The organism is Arenibacter aquaticus, assembly GCF_003957295.1.
In the GTDB taxonomy this organism is placed as follows: domain Bacteria; phylum Bacteroidota; class Bacteroidia; order Flavobacteriales; family Flavobacteriaceae; genus Arenibacter; species Arenibacter aquaticus.
On record NZ_RQPJ01000003.1, the window covers coordinates 432018 to 452710 of the forward strand.

The 20693-nt window shown below is 39.2% G+C and carries 8 protein-coding genes and 1 tRNA gene; 4 read left to right on the forward strand and 5 right to left on the reverse strand.

From position 1 onward, the window contains the following. Positions 1-450 precede the first annotated feature (450 nt). Entirely contained in the window at positions 451-1245 is a 795-nt protein-coding gene (locus tag EHW67_RS08630) for an AraC family transcriptional regulator (RefSeq protein WP_126161977.1), read from the forward strand. Between the two features lie 340 nt (positions 1246-1585). Here EHW67_RS08630 and EHW67_RS08635 read toward each other — a convergent pair whose 3' ends face one another. The 4 genes from EHW67_RS08635 to EHW67_RS08650 form a co-directional block, all read right to left on the reverse strand. Beyond that, complete coding sequence (locus tag EHW67_RS08635) at positions 1586-5767, reverse strand: hybrid sensor histidine kinase/response regulator transcription factor (RefSeq protein ID WP_158285106.1); 4182 nt, start codon at positions 5765-5767, stop codon at positions 1586-1588. 1306 nt (positions 5768-7073) lie between these two features. Next, positions 7074-7147, reverse strand: a tRNA-Arg gene (locus EHW67_RS08640). Between the two features lie 315 nt (positions 7148-7462). Next, positions 7463-9232 carry an alpha-amylase family protein gene (locus EHW67_RS08645; RefSeq protein WP_126161979.1) on the reverse strand — a complete coding sequence of 590 codons (1770 nt, stop codon included), beginning with the start codon at positions 9230-9232 and terminating at the stop codon, positions 7463-7465. 47 nt (positions 9233-9279) lie between these two features. Beyond that, positions 9280-10218 (reverse strand): carbohydrate kinase family protein, encoded by a 939-nt coding sequence (locus EHW67_RS08650; RefSeq protein WP_238389872.1) that lies wholly within the window; start codon positions 10216-10218, stop codon positions 9280-9282. Between the two features lie 601 nt (positions 10219-10819). Here EHW67_RS08650 and EHW67_RS08655 point away from each other — a divergent pair. After that, positions 10820-11845: a LacI family DNA-binding transcriptional regulator gene (locus EHW67_RS08655; protein ID WP_126161980.1), complete on the forward strand. Its 1026-nt coding sequence runs from the start codon at positions 10820-10822 to the stop codon at positions 11843-11845. Between the two features lie 123 nt (positions 11846-11968). Here the strand turns inward: EHW67_RS08655 and EHW67_RS08660 are convergent, their stop codons facing one another. Further along, complete coding sequence (locus tag EHW67_RS08660; protein WP_126161981.1) at positions 11969-12871, reverse strand: DUF808 domain-containing protein; 903 nt, start codon at positions 12869-12871, stop codon at positions 11969-11971. 370 nt (positions 12872-13241) lie between these two features. Here EHW67_RS08660 and EHW67_RS08665 point away from each other — a divergent pair, with 370 nt between their 5' ends. Next, positions 13242-18230 (forward strand): translocation/assembly module TamB domain-containing protein, encoded by a 4989-nt coding sequence (locus tag EHW67_RS08665; protein WP_126161982.1) that lies wholly within the window; start codon positions 13242-13244, stop codon positions 18228-18230. Further along, on the forward strand, positions 18227-20551 hold the full coding sequence (gene tamL, locus EHW67_RS08670) for a translocation and assembly module lipoprotein TamL (protein ID WP_126161983.1): 2325 nt from the start codon (positions 18227-18229) through the stop codon (positions 20549-20551). Before EHW67_RS08665 ends, tamL begins: the two co-directional genes overlap by 4 nt. Positions 20552-20693 lie beyond the last annotated feature (142 nt).

The window sequence follows — 20693 nt, forward strand, 5'->3', positions numbered from 1 at the left end:
TCACTTTATCGGATCATGATCAATTATCAATATCGACTTATTCGCCTCCCTTATAATACTTCCTCGGCAGTAAAAAAAAGCGTTCCTTTAGTGTTACACCTACCGAAATGTATTTTCCTAAGGCCATATACCATCACACTCTTTTTTCAACTTACAGCTATACTTCTAACTAGTAAATCCTATTAGGCTTATTGGAAAACACTATGTGCTTCTATTACCAAATATTTAAAAATCTCCTTATAAGCCAATTATTGATTTTATGATAGTAGCTCAAATTTGTGGATTTGTATCACCACCCTTTAACCAAACTAAATCAAAAATATCTTCATATAAGGTGCCAAAATTATGGATTAAAGCTATTAACCAATTATCAAAAAATATCACTCGTTTCGCAAATATTTGCAACATCAACCTATCTTTATACATAATTAATAACATGATTTATTAGAAATGACCAACATTCATTATAACTTTACCTCAACCAATATAGAATGCCCAGTAACCCAAATCATGGGTATGTGGGAATTTAAAAGACCCGCCTTTTTTAAATATTTATGCTATTCCCTCTCCGGCCATCTGTTACATATGGTTACCAAGGGATCTTATTTGGTTAAAATAAATGGCGTTGCTTATAATGTTAAAGAAGGAGATGTTATTTACTACTACGAATCAGAGGAAGTTGAGACTATTGGAGGTACAGAAGAGGTCATTTTTTACTCCGTTAGCTATCAGGCCCCAAGCTTATTTCCGTTACCTATTGACAAGCGCATTATTTCAGTAGATTCAGAGATAAGAAAATTGTTTGACCAACTCTATAAAGGCTTTTCTTTCGATGACAAAGAAAGAAAAAGCTTCATAATATATTCCAATTTATTGGCAATTCTATACAAAATAGGACACGTTAATTTTGATTACAATGAAAAGGAGGATAGCAATGAATTATGGTGGGCAATTGAAAGAAGAATTCGAAAAAACAAGTCGTTCAGACCATCATTGAGCTATCTAAGCGAAATTGCAGGCTATAGCAGAGCAACTCTAATTCGCTCATGCAAAAGAGCCACAGGACATACGCCAATCAACAGAATACGTAAGATTAGGATGGAAGAAGCCAGAAGTCTCTTGACTTTTGCCAATATAAATGTCACTCAAGTTTCGGAATACCTTGGATATAATCGAGTACACGAATTTTCCCGTGAATTCTCGAAATATTATGGAGAACCTCCAAGCAAGTTGATCATTAGGTAAAACAATTGTCGTCTAGGCATTCTTTATTACTTCGAATATCTCAATCATAAATACTCAGAAGTTTTAATCAATAAAGTTTCTAATCTCAACATTAGTACTTTTAGACTGTCATTATTATATAGTCTATTCTAATTGAAATACCATACACAGCCAAAATTCATTTTTTAACCTTCGTTCCCCAAATACTAAGTGGACCCAAATCAAAATGCGTCAGCACAAAGGGGAAATCTCACTTCCCAACCTAAAAACTCCATAAAGAATAAAGTGAATTACCAAGTCTAATATATTGAGAAAAAATTCAACAATTGACAAGGTAGAAGAAGAGAAAAACTAGGAATAATTAGTTCCTTTTATGATTTTTAGTGTATTCTTTTGGAGTGCATCCATAGGTTTCCTTGAAGCATCTGGAGAAATAACTTGCCTCTTTAAATCCGGATAGATAAGCAATTTCGGCCATTTGGAATTTTTCTTCCTCCAGCAATTGAACGGCAAATTTTAATCGAATGGATTTGATAAAATTGTTAGGGGTAAGTCCGGTCAAAGCCTTTACTTTTCGGAACATTTGGGCCCTACTGACCCCAATCTCTGTCGCCAACATTTCCAAGGTCAAATTTTGGTCTTGAATATTGTCTTCTATAGCTTGTTTCAAATTTAGCAATAACTTCTCGTCCACGGAGGTAACCGTTACCTTTGAAGGCTCCAATATTGTTGAATTTTGGAACATTAACCTCAATTTCTCCCTGTTCTGAATAAGGTTATTGATATTGGCCAATAATACATCCTTATTAAAAGGTTTGATAAGATATACATCGGCCCCAGAATTAATACCTTCCACCACCTGTTGATCAAAGGCCTTGGCCGTTAATAATATTATAGGTATATGGCTGGTCTCAAAATTTTCCTTTAATTGTCTACATAAATCCAGTCCACTAATTTCTGGCATTACAATATCACTGACCACCAAATCTGGAATTTCCTCTTTGATCAAATCTATTCCTTCCAATCCGTTATTGGCGGTATAAACATTGTAATAATCTTTCAAAATATGTTTTAGATACATTCTTAATTCGTCATTATCCTCAACAATCACAAGGGAATGCTTCTTAGCCCCCTCAAGAACCAAAGGCGCTTCCGAAATGGAAGGAAGTTCTTCCAGTATTCTTTCTTTGTTTGGCGATACAGACAAAGAGGATTTTGAAACCTCATATAAATCCCTATTTTTAGGGAGAATCACTATGAAAGTGGAGCCTTCATTTCTTTTACTATTTAATAATATGCTGCCGTTGTGCATTTCCGTAAGCTGTTTAACCATATATAGACCAATCCCGGTACCAGAGTTTACACTATCGCTTTGGTAAAAACGGGTAAAGATCTCATGAATATCCTCCTCTAAAATACCAACTCCGTTATCGGCAATTTTTAGATAAACGTAATGCTCGGGTTCAACAATGAATTTCTCACCACATATTAACTTATACTTGTCGCTATTAAGATATTTTCTTTTGTTACTTAATTCCCCCAAAGTAAGCTGTACCTTTCCCTTATTGGTTACGGACTTAAAGGAATTGGATAGTATATTGTACAGTATTTTCTCCACCTTGTCCTGATCATAAAACATCATAATGGAACCCTTAGGTAATTTTACTCTAAACCGAATATTTTTCACCTTGGAAAGGTGTACAAAAGAATTATAGATACTCTTTACGGTATCAACCATGTCTCCCTCAACGATTTGAAGTTCCATTTTACCGTACTCATATTTCCTAAAATCCATTATCTGATCAATAAGCCTCCGCAACCTTTCAACGTTATTTTTAACTATATCCAGAAGCTCCCTGTGCTTGGCGTAATAACGCCTATCCTGAATTAAACTGAACACAGGATCTAGAATAAGTGAGAGGGGGGTACGCAGTTCATGGGAAATGTTCGTAAAAAACATAAGTTTGGATTCATAGATCTCCGCCAGTTTAACACGCTCCATTTCCTTGATTCTTAACTCATTACGATTATCCCTGTTTTTCAAAATTATTACCACAAAAGAAACAACAATGCCAACCCCCAATACGTACCATAGCAACATCATCCACCAAGTAACATACCATGCAGGCAAAACCTCCATCCCAAAACGTAGTATGTCCTTATTCCAAACCCCATCGTTATTAGAACCCATCAATTGAAACTCATACTCCCCTTCTGGTAAATTGGCATAATTTATAGAGCGTTTAGTGCCCAAATACCGCCAATCTCTGTCTACTCCTATAAGTTTACATTTATAAAGGTTATTGGAAGAATAGGGCAAGTGCAGGGATACAAACTCTAACCCAACCGTATTGTGGTTAGCCTTTAATTGAATATTTGAGGTATGTGAAACAACTTTGGTCAGTATTTGGCTCCCATCATCCACGGTTATTCGTTTCCCGTTCACCAGAAGTCCGGTCAAAACTACATTGGGACTGTAATCGCTTTTATTCCATTTTACAGAAGAATCGTAAACATTTAAACCTCTGGCTCCACCAAAATAGAGGTGCCCATTTTTCCCTTTATAAACCGAGTTACCATTGAATTCCAAGGACTGCAATCCGTCTTTGACACCGTATCGCTGCAAATCTCCATCATTAAAATCATAGGTAAACAGACCATTGTTTGAGCTGGCCCAAAGCGTGTTGGACAATTCCTCGTACAAAAGTCCGTAAACATAACTAGTTCCTAAGTTTAAAGAGTCTGAAGTGGTGCTTAAAGACGAATAAGGTGTTATTTCCTTTTTGGACAGATCAATACTACATATTCCAAAATTGGTCCCTACCAAAATGTTGCCTTTCCCAACCTCGCATATGGAATAGGTCTCATAATTTTCGATAAATTTCTTGTACTCCTCTGTAATTCTAATGATCTTAAAATCCAAAGGCTTCCCCATATTGCGGTATAGCGAAATCTGGGTACTATAGTCCTTGTAATCCAAATAGGCAATCATTCCGTTCAAGGTCCCCAACCAGATTCTATCACTGCTATCCAAGAGTAGCGAATAAACAATTTTATTGTCCAAAGAGGTTCCAATGGAGGTATTGGTCAGCTTTTTGGTCTCGCCTTTGGCCGTATATACAAATAGTCCGTTGGCCGTACTGACCCATTTATTGCCATCAGGGTCCTCCATAATGGCATATATATGCTCCCCGGGCAAAAGAGACGGCCGTTTGCCCTTAAATTGATTCACCAAGTCCTTTTGGGTAACTTCAAAATTAGCGTCCAAAATATAAATTCCGTCTTGGGTGCCAATCCAAATTTCCCCTTTTGCATCTTGTATTATAGATCGGATATGTCCAAAGGAGCTATTTACATCCGATGCCATGGTAACCACAAAGTCCGTTCCCAAAACAAAAAGTCCCTTTCCCCTAGCACCTACCCATAAATTTCCAAGAGCATCTTCCAATATCCCATGAACATTTACAATTTCAGTTTCCCCTGTGGTTTTGTCATTAATATGATCAAACACCTGGAACCTTTTTTGTTGTGTGTTAATGGCATTGACCCCAGCATCGGTCCCTACAAATAACAGCCCCGAGGTATCCTCGTACAAGGCTCTGACAAAATCGTTCTTCAGAACATTCTCGCGGTTAATTTTATATATATAGTTCTGCCAACTATTGGTCTTTTTATGATATACATAAAGCCCTTCTCCTTCGGTCCCGATCCAAATTGCCCCGTTAACATCCTCCAAAAACGTATTTACTCTTTCAGGCTTAGGCCAGTTATCATATATGTTAGAAATGTTCTGTACCTTAAGTAATGATTGTATTGGCTCAGCCTTATCTAAATTTGTAAAGTAGGTATTACCATCAGCAAAAACTAGTAATTGTCCCATCTTTGTCAGGTATAGTGCATTGCTGTCCCCAATCCTTCGTCCACTCACCACTTCCACTTCCAACCTTTTGGCCTCTTTATCTTTGGAAGCCAAATAGAATAGGTTTTTGGAACTGCGAATAATGGAGCCGCCGGGCACCGAAAGAATTTGGTCTATTTCCGGAGCATTGAATACACTGTCAAAACCTTCCAAACCAATTCTGTTAATGTAAAACGTACCATCCTTTTGTAAAGTAACTTTAAAGAGGCCGTTGGTAGTACCCATTAAAAATTCGCTGTTCCCCTCGTTGGCATCTATAGCGGTAATATGATTACTGAATTCAGAATTAATATCCGATGGAAAGATATAAGAAAAGGTTTGGTTGGACTTGTTTAAAAGATTCAATCCGTTTTTAGTACCAACGATAAGATAGTCCCCTGATCCATCTAGATCAGTAACCCACGGATTGCTTAATCCAGTATTGCTATTAAAGGTATTGGAGAAGATTTCAAAATCGTAGCCGTTGTACCTGTACAATCCGTCCATCTTACCGATCCACAAAAACCCCTTTCTGTCCTTATAAAAGGAGGACACTACATTATTGGTTATGCTAGATTCATTGCTTAGAGGGCTAATCTTATAATCAAAATTTTGCCCTAGAACAGTTTTGCTGACTATTAACATTAACAGAGCAATAAATAAGAAATTATTTTTCTGCATTCAGGGGTAAAGACTTGTAGAATTTATATATAAAAAGGTTAAAGATAATAAAATCGGGATACGCACATATTTTGCATCCATTTATTTTAAGCCAGCAGTCAATTCCCTAAGTTTGGTCTTTTCTAAGGTATAGCCTTTGTGTTTACCGGCCTCCTCCCAATTCGACAAAAAACCCAATTCCAATAAAATAGCCGGGCAGGTATCTTGCGTTTCCCTGAGCACGGGAAATTTGCGGATCCCCCTTCCCTTGACTAAAATTTGAACAGCACAAAGGACACAAAAAGCGCAAAAATATTGACCTCCTGCTTTTTTATTTACATCAAAGAAATTGAACCAAACACCATAAATTTTAAAACACTTATTTACAGTGTTTTATATACAAATAAGGCCTTTACTTACCCTTTGAGATGAATAAAAATTTTAAAAAAGTGTGCCTAAACTGAGCTTTTAGGCTCAAAAAAGAAGGGCCTCCAATCTCTTGGAAGCCCCGTGTTTATTGTGGTGATCGCGAAAGGATTAGCTGCGCTGATCCTTCCTTATCAATGTTGCAATTTCAAAACCTCGCAGCCACCGCTGCTGGTTTTTTTATTTACTACTAAGCTCAAACAAGTGTAAAACCATTAATTGCCCCCCAGGATTAGCTGCGCTGATCCTTCCTTATCAATGTTGCAATTTCAAAACCTCGCAGCCACCGCTGCTGGTTTTTTTATTTACTACTAAGCTCAAACAAATGTCAATTCCTTAATTGCCCATCAGGATTAGCTGCGCTGATCATTTCTTATAAATGTTGCAAATTCAAAACCTCGCAGCCACCGCTGCTGGTTTTTTTATGTACAATTAAGCTCAAACAAGTGTAAAACCCTTAATTGCCCCAAGGATTAGCTGCGCTGATCCTTCCTTATCAATGTTGCAATTTCAAAACCTTGCAGCCACCGCTGCTGGTTTTTTTATTTACTACTAAGCTCAAACAAATGTCAATTCCTTAATTGCCCATCAGGATTAGCTGCGCTGATCATTTCTTATAAATGTTGCAAATTCAAAACCTCGCAGCCACCGCTGCTGGTTTTTTTATGTACAATTAAGCTCAAACAAGTGTAAAACCCTTAATTGCCCCAAGGATTAGCTGCGCTGATCCTTCCTTATCAATGTTGCAATTTCAAAACCTCGCAGCCACCGCTGCTGTTTTTTTTATTTACTACTAAGCTCAAACAAGTTTGGCTTCTTCGTAAATAAAAAAACCACGCCAATTGGCGTGGTTTTGAGAGTGTCGTGATCGCGAAAGGATTCGAACCTTTGACCGTCTGCTTAGAAGGCAGATGCTCTATCCAGCTGAGCTACGCGACCATTCACTAATTTTCGATAAGTTTTTATCCTTAGCGGCTGCAAATATACAATTATCATTAATTACTGCACAATTAAAATGCGAAAAATATTCCTCCCTATTGCAACAAATAGTTTCTGTGACGATAATCACCTTTGAATACGCTAATCCCCAGCTGCGGTAAGCAACATCATTCTCACAAAACAGGCTACCTCTTATCACTGATTTTTTTGGTCCATCCTGGGGTAATCGAACTCAGTAAATAAGATCACCAGGGGTACTTATTTATAGTGACCAGCCCATGAGCACTCAATTAATACCGAATAGCCGCGCATACATTAACCCTTATTTAATGCCATTCTTTTTACCTCTGCCCCTTCCGTATACTCAATAGTGAAGGTCAAGGTTTGTAAATCGGCCCTAAGTTGGGCCCTCGTGTTTTGGAAAGTCCACAGTAGATCCAATTGACCATCTGTGGTTTCATTGATTCTTAGATTGCCCATAAATGCCTTGGAAGTATTTCGCACCCGCATTATAGATAGTTGCTGGAGCACTACATCTTTTTCCAATCCCTTTTTAACCTCTTCCAAGCTTATGTTTGATCTATTTATTTCCTTATGCCCTCCACTTCCCCCACTATCCGCTGCCTGATAGTTATTCTTTCCAGCAAATATATCCAAGTACCACACTTGTGGTATCCCCGGCATAAACATCTGTATGGCCCGTGCCAACAGCAGTTTTTCTTCGCTTTCACCCAAGGCACTAAAAAAGGTCGCATTTATCTGATAGTAGGAAATTTTCCTGCCTGAGGGATCATACAAATTCTTCACCCTACCCCCACGTTCCATAAGGGTATCCATTAATTCCTCAATCTCCCTATCTAATAGCAATCCGGGATTGTAAACGCCATCCAAATCCTTCCCTTTAAGATCCAATACAGGTATCCCGTCATGGCAACCTAACATATTAACAGTCTTATATCCTTTGTCCAGTATCTCCCTTACCCACTTCAATAGCGCCCTGTTTGTTCCCTTCTCCAAAGTGTGAAGCATGAGACCGGGAAGAAAGAAATCATAGATAACATAGCCCCTACTTGCCACCTCAGCATGTAAGTGACTTCCATATTCGGCATGGATCTCCGGCAATACTTGCATATTACTATCTTTGGCCATACGCCTAATCCTATCCAAATATTCCCAGGTCCCGGGCCTATTGAAAAAGTTCGACTGTCCAACTTCTTTGTGCAAATAGGCAAAAGCATCCAACCGCAAAACCCTTCCTCCATAGCTACTAATCTTACCAATAGTTTCCCGATAGAAGTCCCAAACCAATGATGACCGTGCATTTAGGTCCATTTGCCCCAGATAGGATCGGTTGCGATCCAAAACTTGGATAATTTGTCTTCTTAATTCATTATGGACTCCTAAACGGACTTTACTTAAATCCCGATTCCCATCAATGGCCAAATTAACCTTCTCACAGATAAATAATATTTGTTGATCCGATATTCCCACTATTCCCTCCAAATCTTCCGGCCTAAGGTGGTTATACCTACAGTCTTGGTAAAAAGTGTTCCAATAAGGCCTTGGCGTTCCGTCCGGAAAAAACACCTTTAAAATGGGGAGCCCTGCTTTTCTCATAAACAGCTGGTCAAGAAACTCCTTCTTAGGGATTATAACGCCATCATCATCCATTCTACCATGGCCTTCCCAGAACTTGTTCCAGTCTATAAAAAAGTCCTTATAGTTGGATTTGCTCCCGTGTTTTAATAAATCCTGAAATTGGGGTGAGGCTACGGACAAATGATTTAGAACAATATCGAACTTCAATTGAATGTTCATAATAGATAGCGCCCTTAAATCTTCTTCACTCACCAAAACATGATTTAGGTTATAGTCTATTATGGAGAAGCCCCGGTCCAGATCACTATTAAAAAAAGTGGGCAGTATATAAAATTGGGAAAACACATTTTTAAACTGGGACATTTTTAACATGCCCACCATATCGCCCATTTGCTCCCCAATACTGTCCGGATAGGCGTTCAGCATCACCCCGTTCATAAGTTGATCTTCGCTATTGGATTGCAAACTGTTTTTTTGGTCAAACATAAATATTTGCCGTTAACTATATTCTCTGTATTCCGGACAATGCGGTTCTATAAGATCTTGGACAACAGATCCATGTCATCAGGAAAGTTTCCCACATACTGCAGTTTTAAAGCTGCTAGGTTCAACCCCACTTTTAAACATTGCTCCAGGGGTTTTTCGTTTAAATAAGCAAACAAAAACCCGGACCAAAAAGCGTCTCCCGCCCCCGTAGCATCCTGTATTTTGTTCACCTTAAGGGCCGGTAAATTAATAATGCCCTGTCCGTTTTGGGATAGCTTTACCCCCTCACTACCAAGGGTTAAACATACAGTTCCCACCCCTTCTGAATGAAAAAAATTAAAGATCTCATCGTGGGACAAGCTTTGTCCGAACAAGCGTTGCATATCGTCCTCACTAATCTTCACCAAGGGGTTAAATTTACAATATGCCTTAATAATCCGAAGTGCTTTATCCTGACTCTCCCAGAGTTTATTGGCATAATTTAGGTCTATACTTAAAGTACATCCTAAATTAAAGGCTTCTTCCGCCATTTTTAAAATAGTAGCCTGTGCAGGTTCCTTACTAAGGGCAAAACAGCTGGTATGAAATATGTTGGTCTTTTCTAAGGTGCAAACCGTAATTTGGTTTTCAGCAATATGACAATCGGCATAGCGGAAGGGTAGAAAATCAGGGGTATCAACTGTACGGGACACAAAAATCACCGTAGTTGGGGTGTCTTGGATTTTTCTAATGAAATCTACATTTACATTGGCTGCTCTTAGCTTATTTAAAATATAGTCTCCAAAGCCATCCTCTCCCACAGTGGCAACCAAAGCGGCATGCAATCCCAATCTGGCTGCATTCATGGCCACATTGGATGGGGATCCTCCAACATATCTATGATAATCCCGAGTGTCATTGATTAGTGCTCCCTCTTGATGACCAATGAAATCTATTAGTACTTCCCCCACACAAAGTATGTCTATTTCCTTAGTGCTACTTTCCAAATTATATTGGTTTTTCCGGTCAAAGTTTGTGTTGTTTTAGTCCAAAATGATACCCATTAGGTACTAATAATTTTGTTTTAATGGCTGTGTGATGACCATGATATTTATCTTAAATCCTGGCGCTTCTGCTTGGTTTCTTCTTCTAAAATATCAGTCTGTGAATCATCTAAATACAGTAGTATTAAAATGTACAATGGTAAAGAGTAAAAGAGCTAACATAGTGCTACCACTATATCAACTCTAATTACACTACACTTGAAAAATCAACCAACCAACCAATAAAATTTATATCATAGAGCGTGGCATACGGCACATAATTTGCCCACCCGCTCATTTAAAAGTAATCAGGTTCAAAAAAATAATTCCTCCTTCAAAATTCCCTACACCTCAAATTCCCTACTTGTAATTTGTGATAGTGCTGGCATCTAGGGACTACTCAATACCAACATGGTAATTATTTGCTTTTACTATACCGCAATTTAAATCCTGTTCATTACAATAATTGGATTTTTTTAATCGAAAACGTTTTCGATATCAACGAAAACGTTTTCGAATTTCATTTTTTTATTATCTTTATATAAGAAAATTCATCAATTTACCAATGAAGCCTGTAACCCTAAAGCAAATAGCAGAGCAACTGAACATTTCTGTAACTACCGTATCCAAAGCACTTAAGGATTATCCGGATATCAGCAAAAAAACAAAGGCAATGGTTAAGGAATTGGCAAAGACCCTTAACTACAAACCCAATGCTTTTGCGGTAAACCTAAGAACCAAGGAATCCAAAACCGTTGGCCTTATAATCCCCGAAATTGTCCATCATTTTTTCTCTAATGTCATAAAGGGTATAATTGCGCAGGCAGAAAAAAAAGGCTATTTGGTAATTATTCTACAGTCTAACGAATCCTACGAATTGGAAAAAAAACAAATTGATCTACTTCTTAGGCAACGGGTAGATGGTATTTTGATCTCCTTGGCCAACGGTTCTGCCGAATTTCATCATCTAAACGAAGTCATGGCACAGGACAAACCATTGGTGATGTTCGATAAGATCGCGAAAATTGTACAATGCTCCAAAGTAATCATTGATGATAGAAAAGCAGGCTATGCGGCCACACAACATCTTATAGATACGGGTTGTAAACGTATAGCCCATTTTAGGGGTGCCTTATTGCCACAAAATTCCATCGACCGCTTTCTTGGCTATAAAAAGGCCTTGCTAGACAACAATATGCCGTACGACCCTTCCATTGTCTATATCTGCCAATGTGGTGACAGAAGTTTTGAAGAAGGCCGTGAAAACGCCAAACAACTATTAATGGATCACGACGACGTGGACGGTATATTTATCAATACGGACCTTGTTGCCATAGGGGCCATAACCGAATTCAACGAACAAGGTGTTAAGATTCCAGAAGACATTTCCATTGTAGGGTTCAGTAATTGGTTTATGTCCTCGGTGATCTCCCCTTCCCTGACCACTATAGACCAACCGGGATATGAAATGGGAAAAACAGCCTTTAAACAACTCTACAAGGAAATTCAACAAAAGAAAAAAAACAAAGCCATAACACACAAACAGATTGTACTGGATACCGCACTTGTAAAGCGCGCATCTACCAAATAGACAACTGGCTAAATGCAAGGATAACCTAATTCCTTGCCTAAATCTTCAAAATTACATTCGCTCCAAACCCAAATGCCAATCCAAAAATTGCTACATACCTTTTCAGATCCCCAATTATGCCATCTACCCAACATTTCTTGACCCCTCCCTTTCTGGCCCAAAAGCCTTCCAGGTCTTTTTGCTTACCATAACCACCAAGAAACAAAGGAAACCAATAAGCAATCCTACCAAAAACTCACCTACTATGGCCGGCAATGCCTCTATCCAATGATGAAGAAAATCTAGATTGTGTACAAAAATCCCACCTGCTACCAGAACTAAGGCAATGGTTCCAATGACCGATAAACTTTTAACAACTATAGGCAGTGCGGCAACAAGAAACCTTCCTATACTATCGGATACACTGTGCTTCTTGCCATTCCATTCAATAAGCCTTAGGCCCAAATCATCCATCCTCACTATCATGGCCACAATTCCATATACCCCTACTGTTGCTACAAGTGCTATTATGGTCACCACTACTATCTGGGTCGCAATTGGCTGTTCTACCACAGTTCCCAGTGCTATGATCACTATTTCTACAGAAAGGATGAAATCGGTAACTATGGCCGACTTAATTTTTTCCTTTTCCAATAGTAAGATTTCCTGCTTTCCCAAGTTGGTCTTTACCTTCCCTGATTGTGGCTTATGTTTGGGTGCTAAAAAATGATAAATTTTTTCCGCACCTTCATAGGCCAGGTAAAGTCCGCCCAACAACAGGATTATGGTGATGGCCAAAGGTAAAAAAGCACTGAGCAAAAAGGCTACAGGTAAAATAATCAACTTGTTTAATAAGGACCCTTTGGTAATGGCCCACAGTACTGGAATTTCCCTTGATGATACAAAACCGGATGCTTTTTCTGCGTTTACCGCCAAATCATCCCCCAAAATACCCGCTGTCTTCTTACCTGCTATTTTGGTCATTGCCCCTACGTCATCCATCAAACTGGCAATGTCGTCCAATAACGCAAAAAATCCTGATGCCATATCTACACTCTTTTAGTTCTTTAATAAATTGGATAGCCTTTCCTCACTTACCCCACTAACCGCAACCTTAGCCACTTATTTCCCGCAAATATATTTATAATTCCTACATCTACATTTCAATTGCAACAATAGGTCTTTTTAATAAGAATAAAAGTCTCTAAAACGTCTTTTGTTGCCCCATTTCCCTTATCGCTTTCCATATGAAGTGGCAATAGGTTGCCCTTAAGGACCCACTACTTTTCTCCCTTGATAGTGCAGTAGATAATTCCAACAATTTCTTAAACCCCATTATTTAATTTAATAAGTTAGTATAAGAATGGTAAAAGCACCTTTATTTTATTACTATTGATGATCTTTGGTCCCCTAAACTATGAATAAGGACAAATCCAACTATCGATTCTTAAAATGGACCGCCAAAGTGCTCTTGGTGCTTGCCAGTTTGTTTATCATTTTGGTACTTTTTATTAGAAGCCCCTGGGGACAAAATATAATTGTTACCAAGGCTACTGCTTTTATTGCCGATAAGACTAAAACCAAAGTTGAACTGGAGCGACTCTATATTACGTTTTCCGGGAATGCCTATTTGGAAAAGCTTTATCTGGAAGACCAAAAAGGAGACACACTCCTTTTTTCAAATAAGCTTGAAGCTAACATTGCCCTTTCTCCCTTATTGTTCCAAAACAAATTAAACTTACAGTCCCTGGAATGGGATGGCCTGCGCGCTTATATAAGTAGAAAAGCTGATTCTGATAAATTCAATTTCGACTTTATTGTGGAGGCACTGGTTTCCCAAGACCCCTCCACCCCACCTACCCCAGAGGCTAAGCCTATGGACATAAATATTGGGACGGTTAAATTATCCGACTTTATAATTGACTACCAAGATGCATACCTAGGTATGGATGGTAATCTTAATTTAGGGCACTTGTTCTTACGTGCCAGGACCATAGACCTAAATACCCAACAATTTAACCTGAAGGACCTAGAACTATCAGACACTGCCATTTCATATAAACAGTCCAAGCCTATTGTTTCTGAAAATGAGGAACCTAGTTCCCTTCCCCTAGTTGGAGTTAACCATTTAAAACTAAACAATGTCCGAGCCAATTATATCTCCATACCTGATAGCCTAAGAGCCAATATCTCTCTGGGCGATTTTATACTAAAGCTTCCAAGGGCAGACCTAGAAAAGAAGGACGTGGACATACGGATGCTATCCTTAAAGAACACTGATGTAGCCCTTAATTTTCTAAAAACACAACACAAACAGCAGGATTCCATCAGTAGTACTCAAGAAAAAATTGACTTTAAATGGCCTGAAATGTTTCTTAAGGCAGATAAATTACTTTTGGAAAATAATACTTTTCTGTTTCACTCCAATCATAATACCGCTTCAGAAGCTCAATTTAACCCTAACGATCTTCTTCTTTCCAATATTAGTTTAAGGGCCAACAACCTCAATTACCATCCCAAAAAAATAGGTTTAAATTTGGACGGATTGTCCTTTACGGACAAAAGTGGCTTTAAGCTTCAAAGACTAGGTTTTAAGGCCAGGGTTAACGACAATACCGCAAGCATTTCTGAACTGGAGTTACGGACAAATAACAGTTTGTTGGCCGCCGATCTACAAATGGAGTATGCGTCTATAAATCAAATGATGCGTTACCCTGAAAAGACATCGATAGACCTACAAATCCCTAAGCTAAGCCTAGCTGTGCAGGATGCATTCTTTTTTCAACCCAACCTAAGTGAGAACCCTTATATTTCCAGTGCCCAACAGCAACCGTTTACCGGAACCTTAAAGGCAAAAGGCACAGTTAATGAGATGGATCTCCCCAACCTGAAATTTGAGTGGGGCAGCAGTTCATTGGTAGCCGAAGGCCAAATTTCCCAACTTATGGAAACCGATTCTATCCGCTTTAATTTCCCAACCCTAAACGCTTCTACCACAAGGAGCGATATGGAACAATTTATTTCCATAAAAGACTCCAGCATTGTACTGCCCAAGACAATTTTGGTACAGGCCAAAACCCATGGTAACCTAAAAGATATTTCTGGGGAGGCATTCCTGAAAATACCGGAAGGCACAGCCCAACTAAAGGGACGTTATACCCAAAAAGACCAGATCAACTTTAACGGGAACCTAAAAGTGGATAGCCTGCAATTGGGGCAATTAATCAAAAATGATGCCCTAGACATAATAAGTCTTAAAGTTAAGGCTTCAGGAAGTGGCAACAGCCTTGAAACATTAAATGCAGAATTTGAATCGGACTTCACACAACTGAAACTAAAAGATTACGATTTCTCCAATCTGAAATTAAAGGGAAATATGGAAGACGGGCACGGTACTATCAACTTACAATTTAAGGATGAGAACCTAAATTTGGATTCTAAAACAAAATTGACCTTTAATCCCAAGAATTCCAAAGCCTCACTAAACTTAAATGTTATTGGTGCCGACCTGCAGGCACTGGGTATCACCAATGAGAACATTAAAGCTGGATTGGACGTGATAGCAAATTTTGAGGGCAATATGAACAACTATGCCCTAGATGTTCAAATGAACAATGGTATAGCCGTGTATGACAGTCAGCAATATCAAATGGGCAATATCAAGCTTAGCTCCAAAATAGACTCTCTTAGTACCAGTGCAAAGATTAATAGCGATTTTATGAATGGTAGATTCACATCCAATGCCTCACCAAAGGGAATCAATAAAGCGCTTGGTCAGCAATTCAAAAATTATTTTCAAGATACCATAAAAGTACCCTCCGCATCAGATTCGGTAAAACTTGAAATGAACCTGAACATACATCCCAATGCTCTAATTACCGAGGTCTTTTTAAGCGATTTGGACCAAATGGACTCCATTCGTGCAAATGCCAGCTTTGACGCCACAACCCAAAACATAAAGGCTACTTTACATGTACCTTATGCCAAATACAAGGATATTACTATGGACAGTCTAACCCTATCCATTATAGGGGATTCTACCAACCTGAATTTTACTGCCGGACTTGTTAATCTCCTAGCAGACCCGGTACATATAAAAAAAACATATTTGGAAGGGATTTTAAAGAACAAGGAATTACAATTGGATTTTAGTTCATGGGACGAAAAGGAAAAAGTAATGCATATTGCCTCTAACTTGAAACTTGCCAAGGACACCACTGTGCTCCAAATAAAGCCTAATGGCCTCCTGTTCAATAAAAAGGAATGGGAGATCCCTCATGACAACCAGATAACTTTTGCTCCTAACCACTTAGGTTTGAAGAATGTAAATTTAATCAGGAATTCCCAACAACTAAGATTTGGCAGCGGCCATTCCAGTTCAGAAAAAAAACAGCTCTCCATAAACTTCGAGCAATTTAGACTGCAAACCTTCCTGAGCCTGCTTAACCCGGACTCCCCTATTGCTAGCGGATTGGTCAACGGGAATCTTACCATAGAAAATCCCTACGGAGCTACAGGAATAGTGGCCGATTATAAAATTAATGACTTGGAAGTAATGCAACACCCCTTGGGCAATTTATCCTTATCAGCCGCCTCCAAATCCGCAGAACAATATGATTTTAGTCTGGCCCTAAAAGGCAATGGAATAGATACTGATTTAAATGGTGATTTTACGGCAGCAAAAACCGGGGCCCAACTAAACTTGGATTTGGACATAAACAGAATAGCTCTGAATGTGCTGGAAGGGTTTTCCTTTGGAGCATTGAAAAATACCGATGGATATCTTTCCGGAAAAATAGATGTTTCAGGTACCACCACTGCCCCACAATACAACGGTAACATTAGTTTTAATGAGGCCGAGTTTAATGTGACCGCATTAAATGCTAATTTTAACATAGGGCAGGAAACCTTAAAACTTGATACGGCCGGACTCTATTTGGACAGTTTTGATATAACCGATGCCAATGGGAATAATTTTGTTTTGGACGGCTCCGTGCTCACAGAAGAAATGCTAAACCCAAAATTTGACCTCAGTCTCAACGCCAAACAATTTCAATTCCTTAATTCCACGAAAAAAGACAACGAATTGTTCTACGGAAATGCTAGTTTGGATGCGGATATTACCGTAAAAGGTGATCTAAATCTTCCCATAATAAACGGAAAATTGCGTGTACGCGAAGGTACAACGGTGACCTATGTTGTTCCAGAATCGCAATTGGATGTGGAAGAACGTGAGGGCGTAGTTGTTTTTGTAAACCGTCAGCGTCCCGATGCAATACTCACCAGAAATGAAACGGAAGAAACTACAACTTTCTTTAGGGGCATGGATGTAAAAGCTATTTTGGAAATAGCCGATGATTCCAAATTCAATATAATTATTGATGAACGAACTGGAGACAACCTTCAAGTTTCTGGAAATGCCTCCCTTAATCTTAATATGGAACCAAATGGTAGGATACAACTCACGGGCAGGTATAAGCTAAACTCCGGTCATTATGAGACCAACCTCTATAACCTGGTTCAAAGAAGGTTCCTTATAAACCCCAATAGCACCATTAGTTGGCAGGGCGACCCTACAGATGCCAAAATGGATGTTACTGCGACCTATAAGGTAGAAACTTCTGCCGCTCCCCTTATGTCCAGCGTAGTATCAAGTGAGGATATAAGCGTAACCAGCAAATACCGTCAAGTCCTTCCATTTTTGGTCTATTTACATGTAGATGGGGAATTATTGGAGCCAAAATTGTCTTTTGGGCTGGATATGCCAGAAGATGAGCAGGGGTCCTTGGGCGGTGCGGTGTACGGACGAGTCCAACAATTGAACCAGCAGGAGGCCGAACTGAACAAACAGGTTTTTTCCCTCTTGGCCTTAAATCGCTTTTATCCAGATTCGGGAAGTGATGGCAGCACTGGTGGTACCGCGGCCATTGCAAGGGATAATGTGAACAAAGTATTGTCCGGGGAATTAAACGCCTTTTCAGATAAGATATTCGGACAATCGGGGTTTGAGCTGGACTTTGATCTGGACAGTTTTACGGACTACCAGGGCGAGAGTCCCCAAGACCGAACCCAATTAAACATCAATGCCCAAAAGAAATTGTTTAACGACCGCTTGATCGTAACCGCAGGAAGTGCTGTTGATGTAGAAGGGAGTGCGCAGCCAGGACAGGAAGAAACCCCTATTATTGGCAACCTAAGCATAGAATATTTACTTACAAAAGACGGCCGCTATAGACTTAAAGGCTTTAGAAAGAACGAGTATGAAAACATCATAGACGGACAATTGATCGTTACCGGGGTAGCCCTTATCTTTAATAGGGAATTTAATAGGTTTAGTGAATTGTTCAACCCCTTGAACAATTCCCAATCTGAGGAAGAAAAGGATAAAGAAGAAATAAAAGAATGAGAAGTCCCACACCAATTAAAACATACCCGCTTATAATAATTGTGCTCGTCTTGGCATGTCTGTACTCCTGCAGTGTTGGCAAATATATCCCAGAGGATGAAAGCCTATATACCGGTTCCAATATTGCTATTTCATTTAACAAAGAAGTAAAGAACACTAAATATATAGAGCAGGAATTACAAAATCTATTGGAGCCACAACCTAACTCAAAAATACTGGGCATGAGACCAGGCCTGTATTTCCATTATAAGGCCCAGAAAAAAAGGCCCGGATTTTTAAACCGGTGGCTCAACAAGAAAATTGGGGAGGAACCTGTTTACCTGTCGGATGTAAACAAACAACGGGTAGAGAAGCTAATGTTGAACAGGTTGGACAACCGTGGATTTTTCTACAGCAAGGTATTCCCAGAGATAGATAGCAGTCAAAAGAAGGCGGCAATCAAATACAACATAAGAGTCCCTAAGCCCTATACTCTTGAAAAATTTGAGCTGGACAAAGACTCTTTGCCCATCTATGCAGATATTGAAAAAGCTTTGGAGGAAACCCAAATAAAGCTTGGTGACCGATTTGATCTAGAACTGATGAAATTTGAAAGGGAGCGGATAGATCATGTACTTAAACAAAGGGGGTATTACAATTTTAACCCAGAATTTTTGATTTTTGAAGCCGATACCAATCGCTATGATAACAAAAAAACCGACCTTTTTCTAAGGTTGAAAAAAAATGTTCCAAAAAAATCACTTATCCCCTATACCATTGATTCCATAGCGGTTTATCCCAACTACTCCATAGATACCGATAAAAAGGATACACCCAAACCTTATGAATTAAACGGCATTCATTTCTTTCAGAAGAAGGAATTTTTCAAACCTAAAAAACTGGAGCCCTATATCCTGATGGAGCTAGGTGAAAAATATAATTCTGAGGTTGCCAGGTTAACCAGCAACAGACTTTCGGCCCTTGGGAATTATAAGTTTGTAAATATTCGCTTGAATATGAAAGATACTGTGGAGGTAGACAGCACAGCTTCCTTGTACGCCGATATAATGCTATCACCCTTGACAAAAAGATCGTTAAGGGCACAATTACAGGCGGTAACCAAATCCAATGGTTTTGCTGGTCCTGGATTGTCACTCACCTACAACAATAGAAACCTCTTTAAGGGAGGGGAAACCTTGAGTATCACAGCTAACTTTGCTTATGAGACACAACTTTCGGGAGGTGAAAAAACCGGTCTTAGCAGCATAGCCGGTGGCCTTAAGGCAGATCTGATCTTACCCAGGCTACTGCCCTTTTCCCCCAAGCAGTTTAAATATGCCGTGCCCAAAACGAAAATAAGCCTTGGAACCGATTTCCTAAAACGAACCAAGCTATATACCCTTGGTTCTTTCAATACTTCCTTTGGCTATACCTGGAATGCCAATAGATATGTGTACCATGAACTTAATCCTATAAGTGTTAATTACGTAAAGCTGTTCAATACCACCGATGAATTCAACACTATATTGGACAATAATCCTTTTTTAAAACAGAGTTTCGACCAACAGTTTATTGCCGGACTCAATTACAACTTTACCTATAATGAACTGGTAGACAACGACAATAAACAGCCGATATTTCTCTCTACAAGTGTTGATATAGCCGGGAATCTGTTACATCTAATAGGGGGATCCGATAAAACCGTTTTTGGAATGGAATATGCTCAATATGCCAAGGCGGATATCGATTTTCGCTATTATTTTAAATGGGGCAAGGAACAAGCCCTAGTGAGTAGACTATATGCAGGATGGGGCATACCTTATGGCAACTCCTCTACCCTACCCTTTGTAAAACAATTTTTTTCGGGTGGCCCATATAGTGTAAGGGCATTTCAAATACGCTCATTGGGTCCAGGAACCTTTAATTCCGTCGAAGATGGCTCCTCGTCTTTCTTCGATCAGTCTGGAAATCTGCGATTGGAGGGTAATTTAGAATATAGATTCCCTATATGGTCCTACCTGAAAGGAGCGATTTTTGCCGATGCCGGAAATGTATGGTTGACCAATGAAATTGAGATAGCTGAAGATGAACCTGCCGAAAGCAGGGAATTCAACGAAGAATTGTTTGCCAAAGGAAAGTTTGGTAGTAATTGGACCAAAGAGCTGGGTATTGGTGTGGGATTCGGCCTTAGAGTAGACATCCAAAGCTTTGTATTGCGCTTTGACCTTGCCTCCCCATTACAAATCCCTTACCTCCCCGAAGGAGAACGCAGCAATATTCCATTTTTTAATGGGGGTAGTGACAACATCACTTTCAACTTTGCCATAGGATACCCTTTTTAAGAGTCATCCCATTCACCTTTCCGGTTCCAGAACCTAAACTTACCCCAAAAAATATCATGGAAAGTTAATTACCTCATGGCAAGCCTGTCTGCCCATAAAGGCAGGCCCTCAAGGCATTGAAGGGATTCTTATTTAAGATTTT

What these genes read in the sequence shown, in the direction of transcription:
- EHW67_RS08630 (WP_126161977.1), top strand. Translation starts at nt 451, where the DNA reads ATGACCAACATTCATTATAACTTTACCTCAACCAATATAGAATGCCCA.
- EHW67_RS08635 (WP_158285106.1), bottom strand. Translation starts at nt 5,767, where the DNA reads ATGTTAATAGTCAGCAAAACTGTTCTAGGGCAAAATTTTGATTATAAG.
- EHW67_RS08645 (WP_126161979.1), bottom strand. Translation starts at nt 9,232, where the DNA reads ATGTTTGACCAAAAAAACAGTTTGCAATCCAATAGCGAAGATCAACTT.
- EHW67_RS08655 (WP_126161980.1), top strand. Translation starts at nt 10,820, where the DNA reads ATGAAGCCTGTAACCCTAAAGCAAATAGCAGAGCAACTGAACATTTCT.
- EHW67_RS08660 (WP_126161981.1), bottom strand. Translation starts at nt 12,871, where the DNA reads ATGGCATCAGGATTTTTTGCGTTATTGGACGACATTGCCAGTTTGATG.
- EHW67_RS08665 (WP_126161982.1), top strand. Translation starts at nt 13,242, where the DNA reads ATGAATAAGGACAAATCCAACTATCGATTCTTAAAATGGACCGCCAAA.
- tamL (WP_126161983.1), top strand. Translation starts at nt 18,227, where the DNA reads ATGAGAAGTCCCACACCAATTAAAACATACCCGCTTATAATAATTGTG.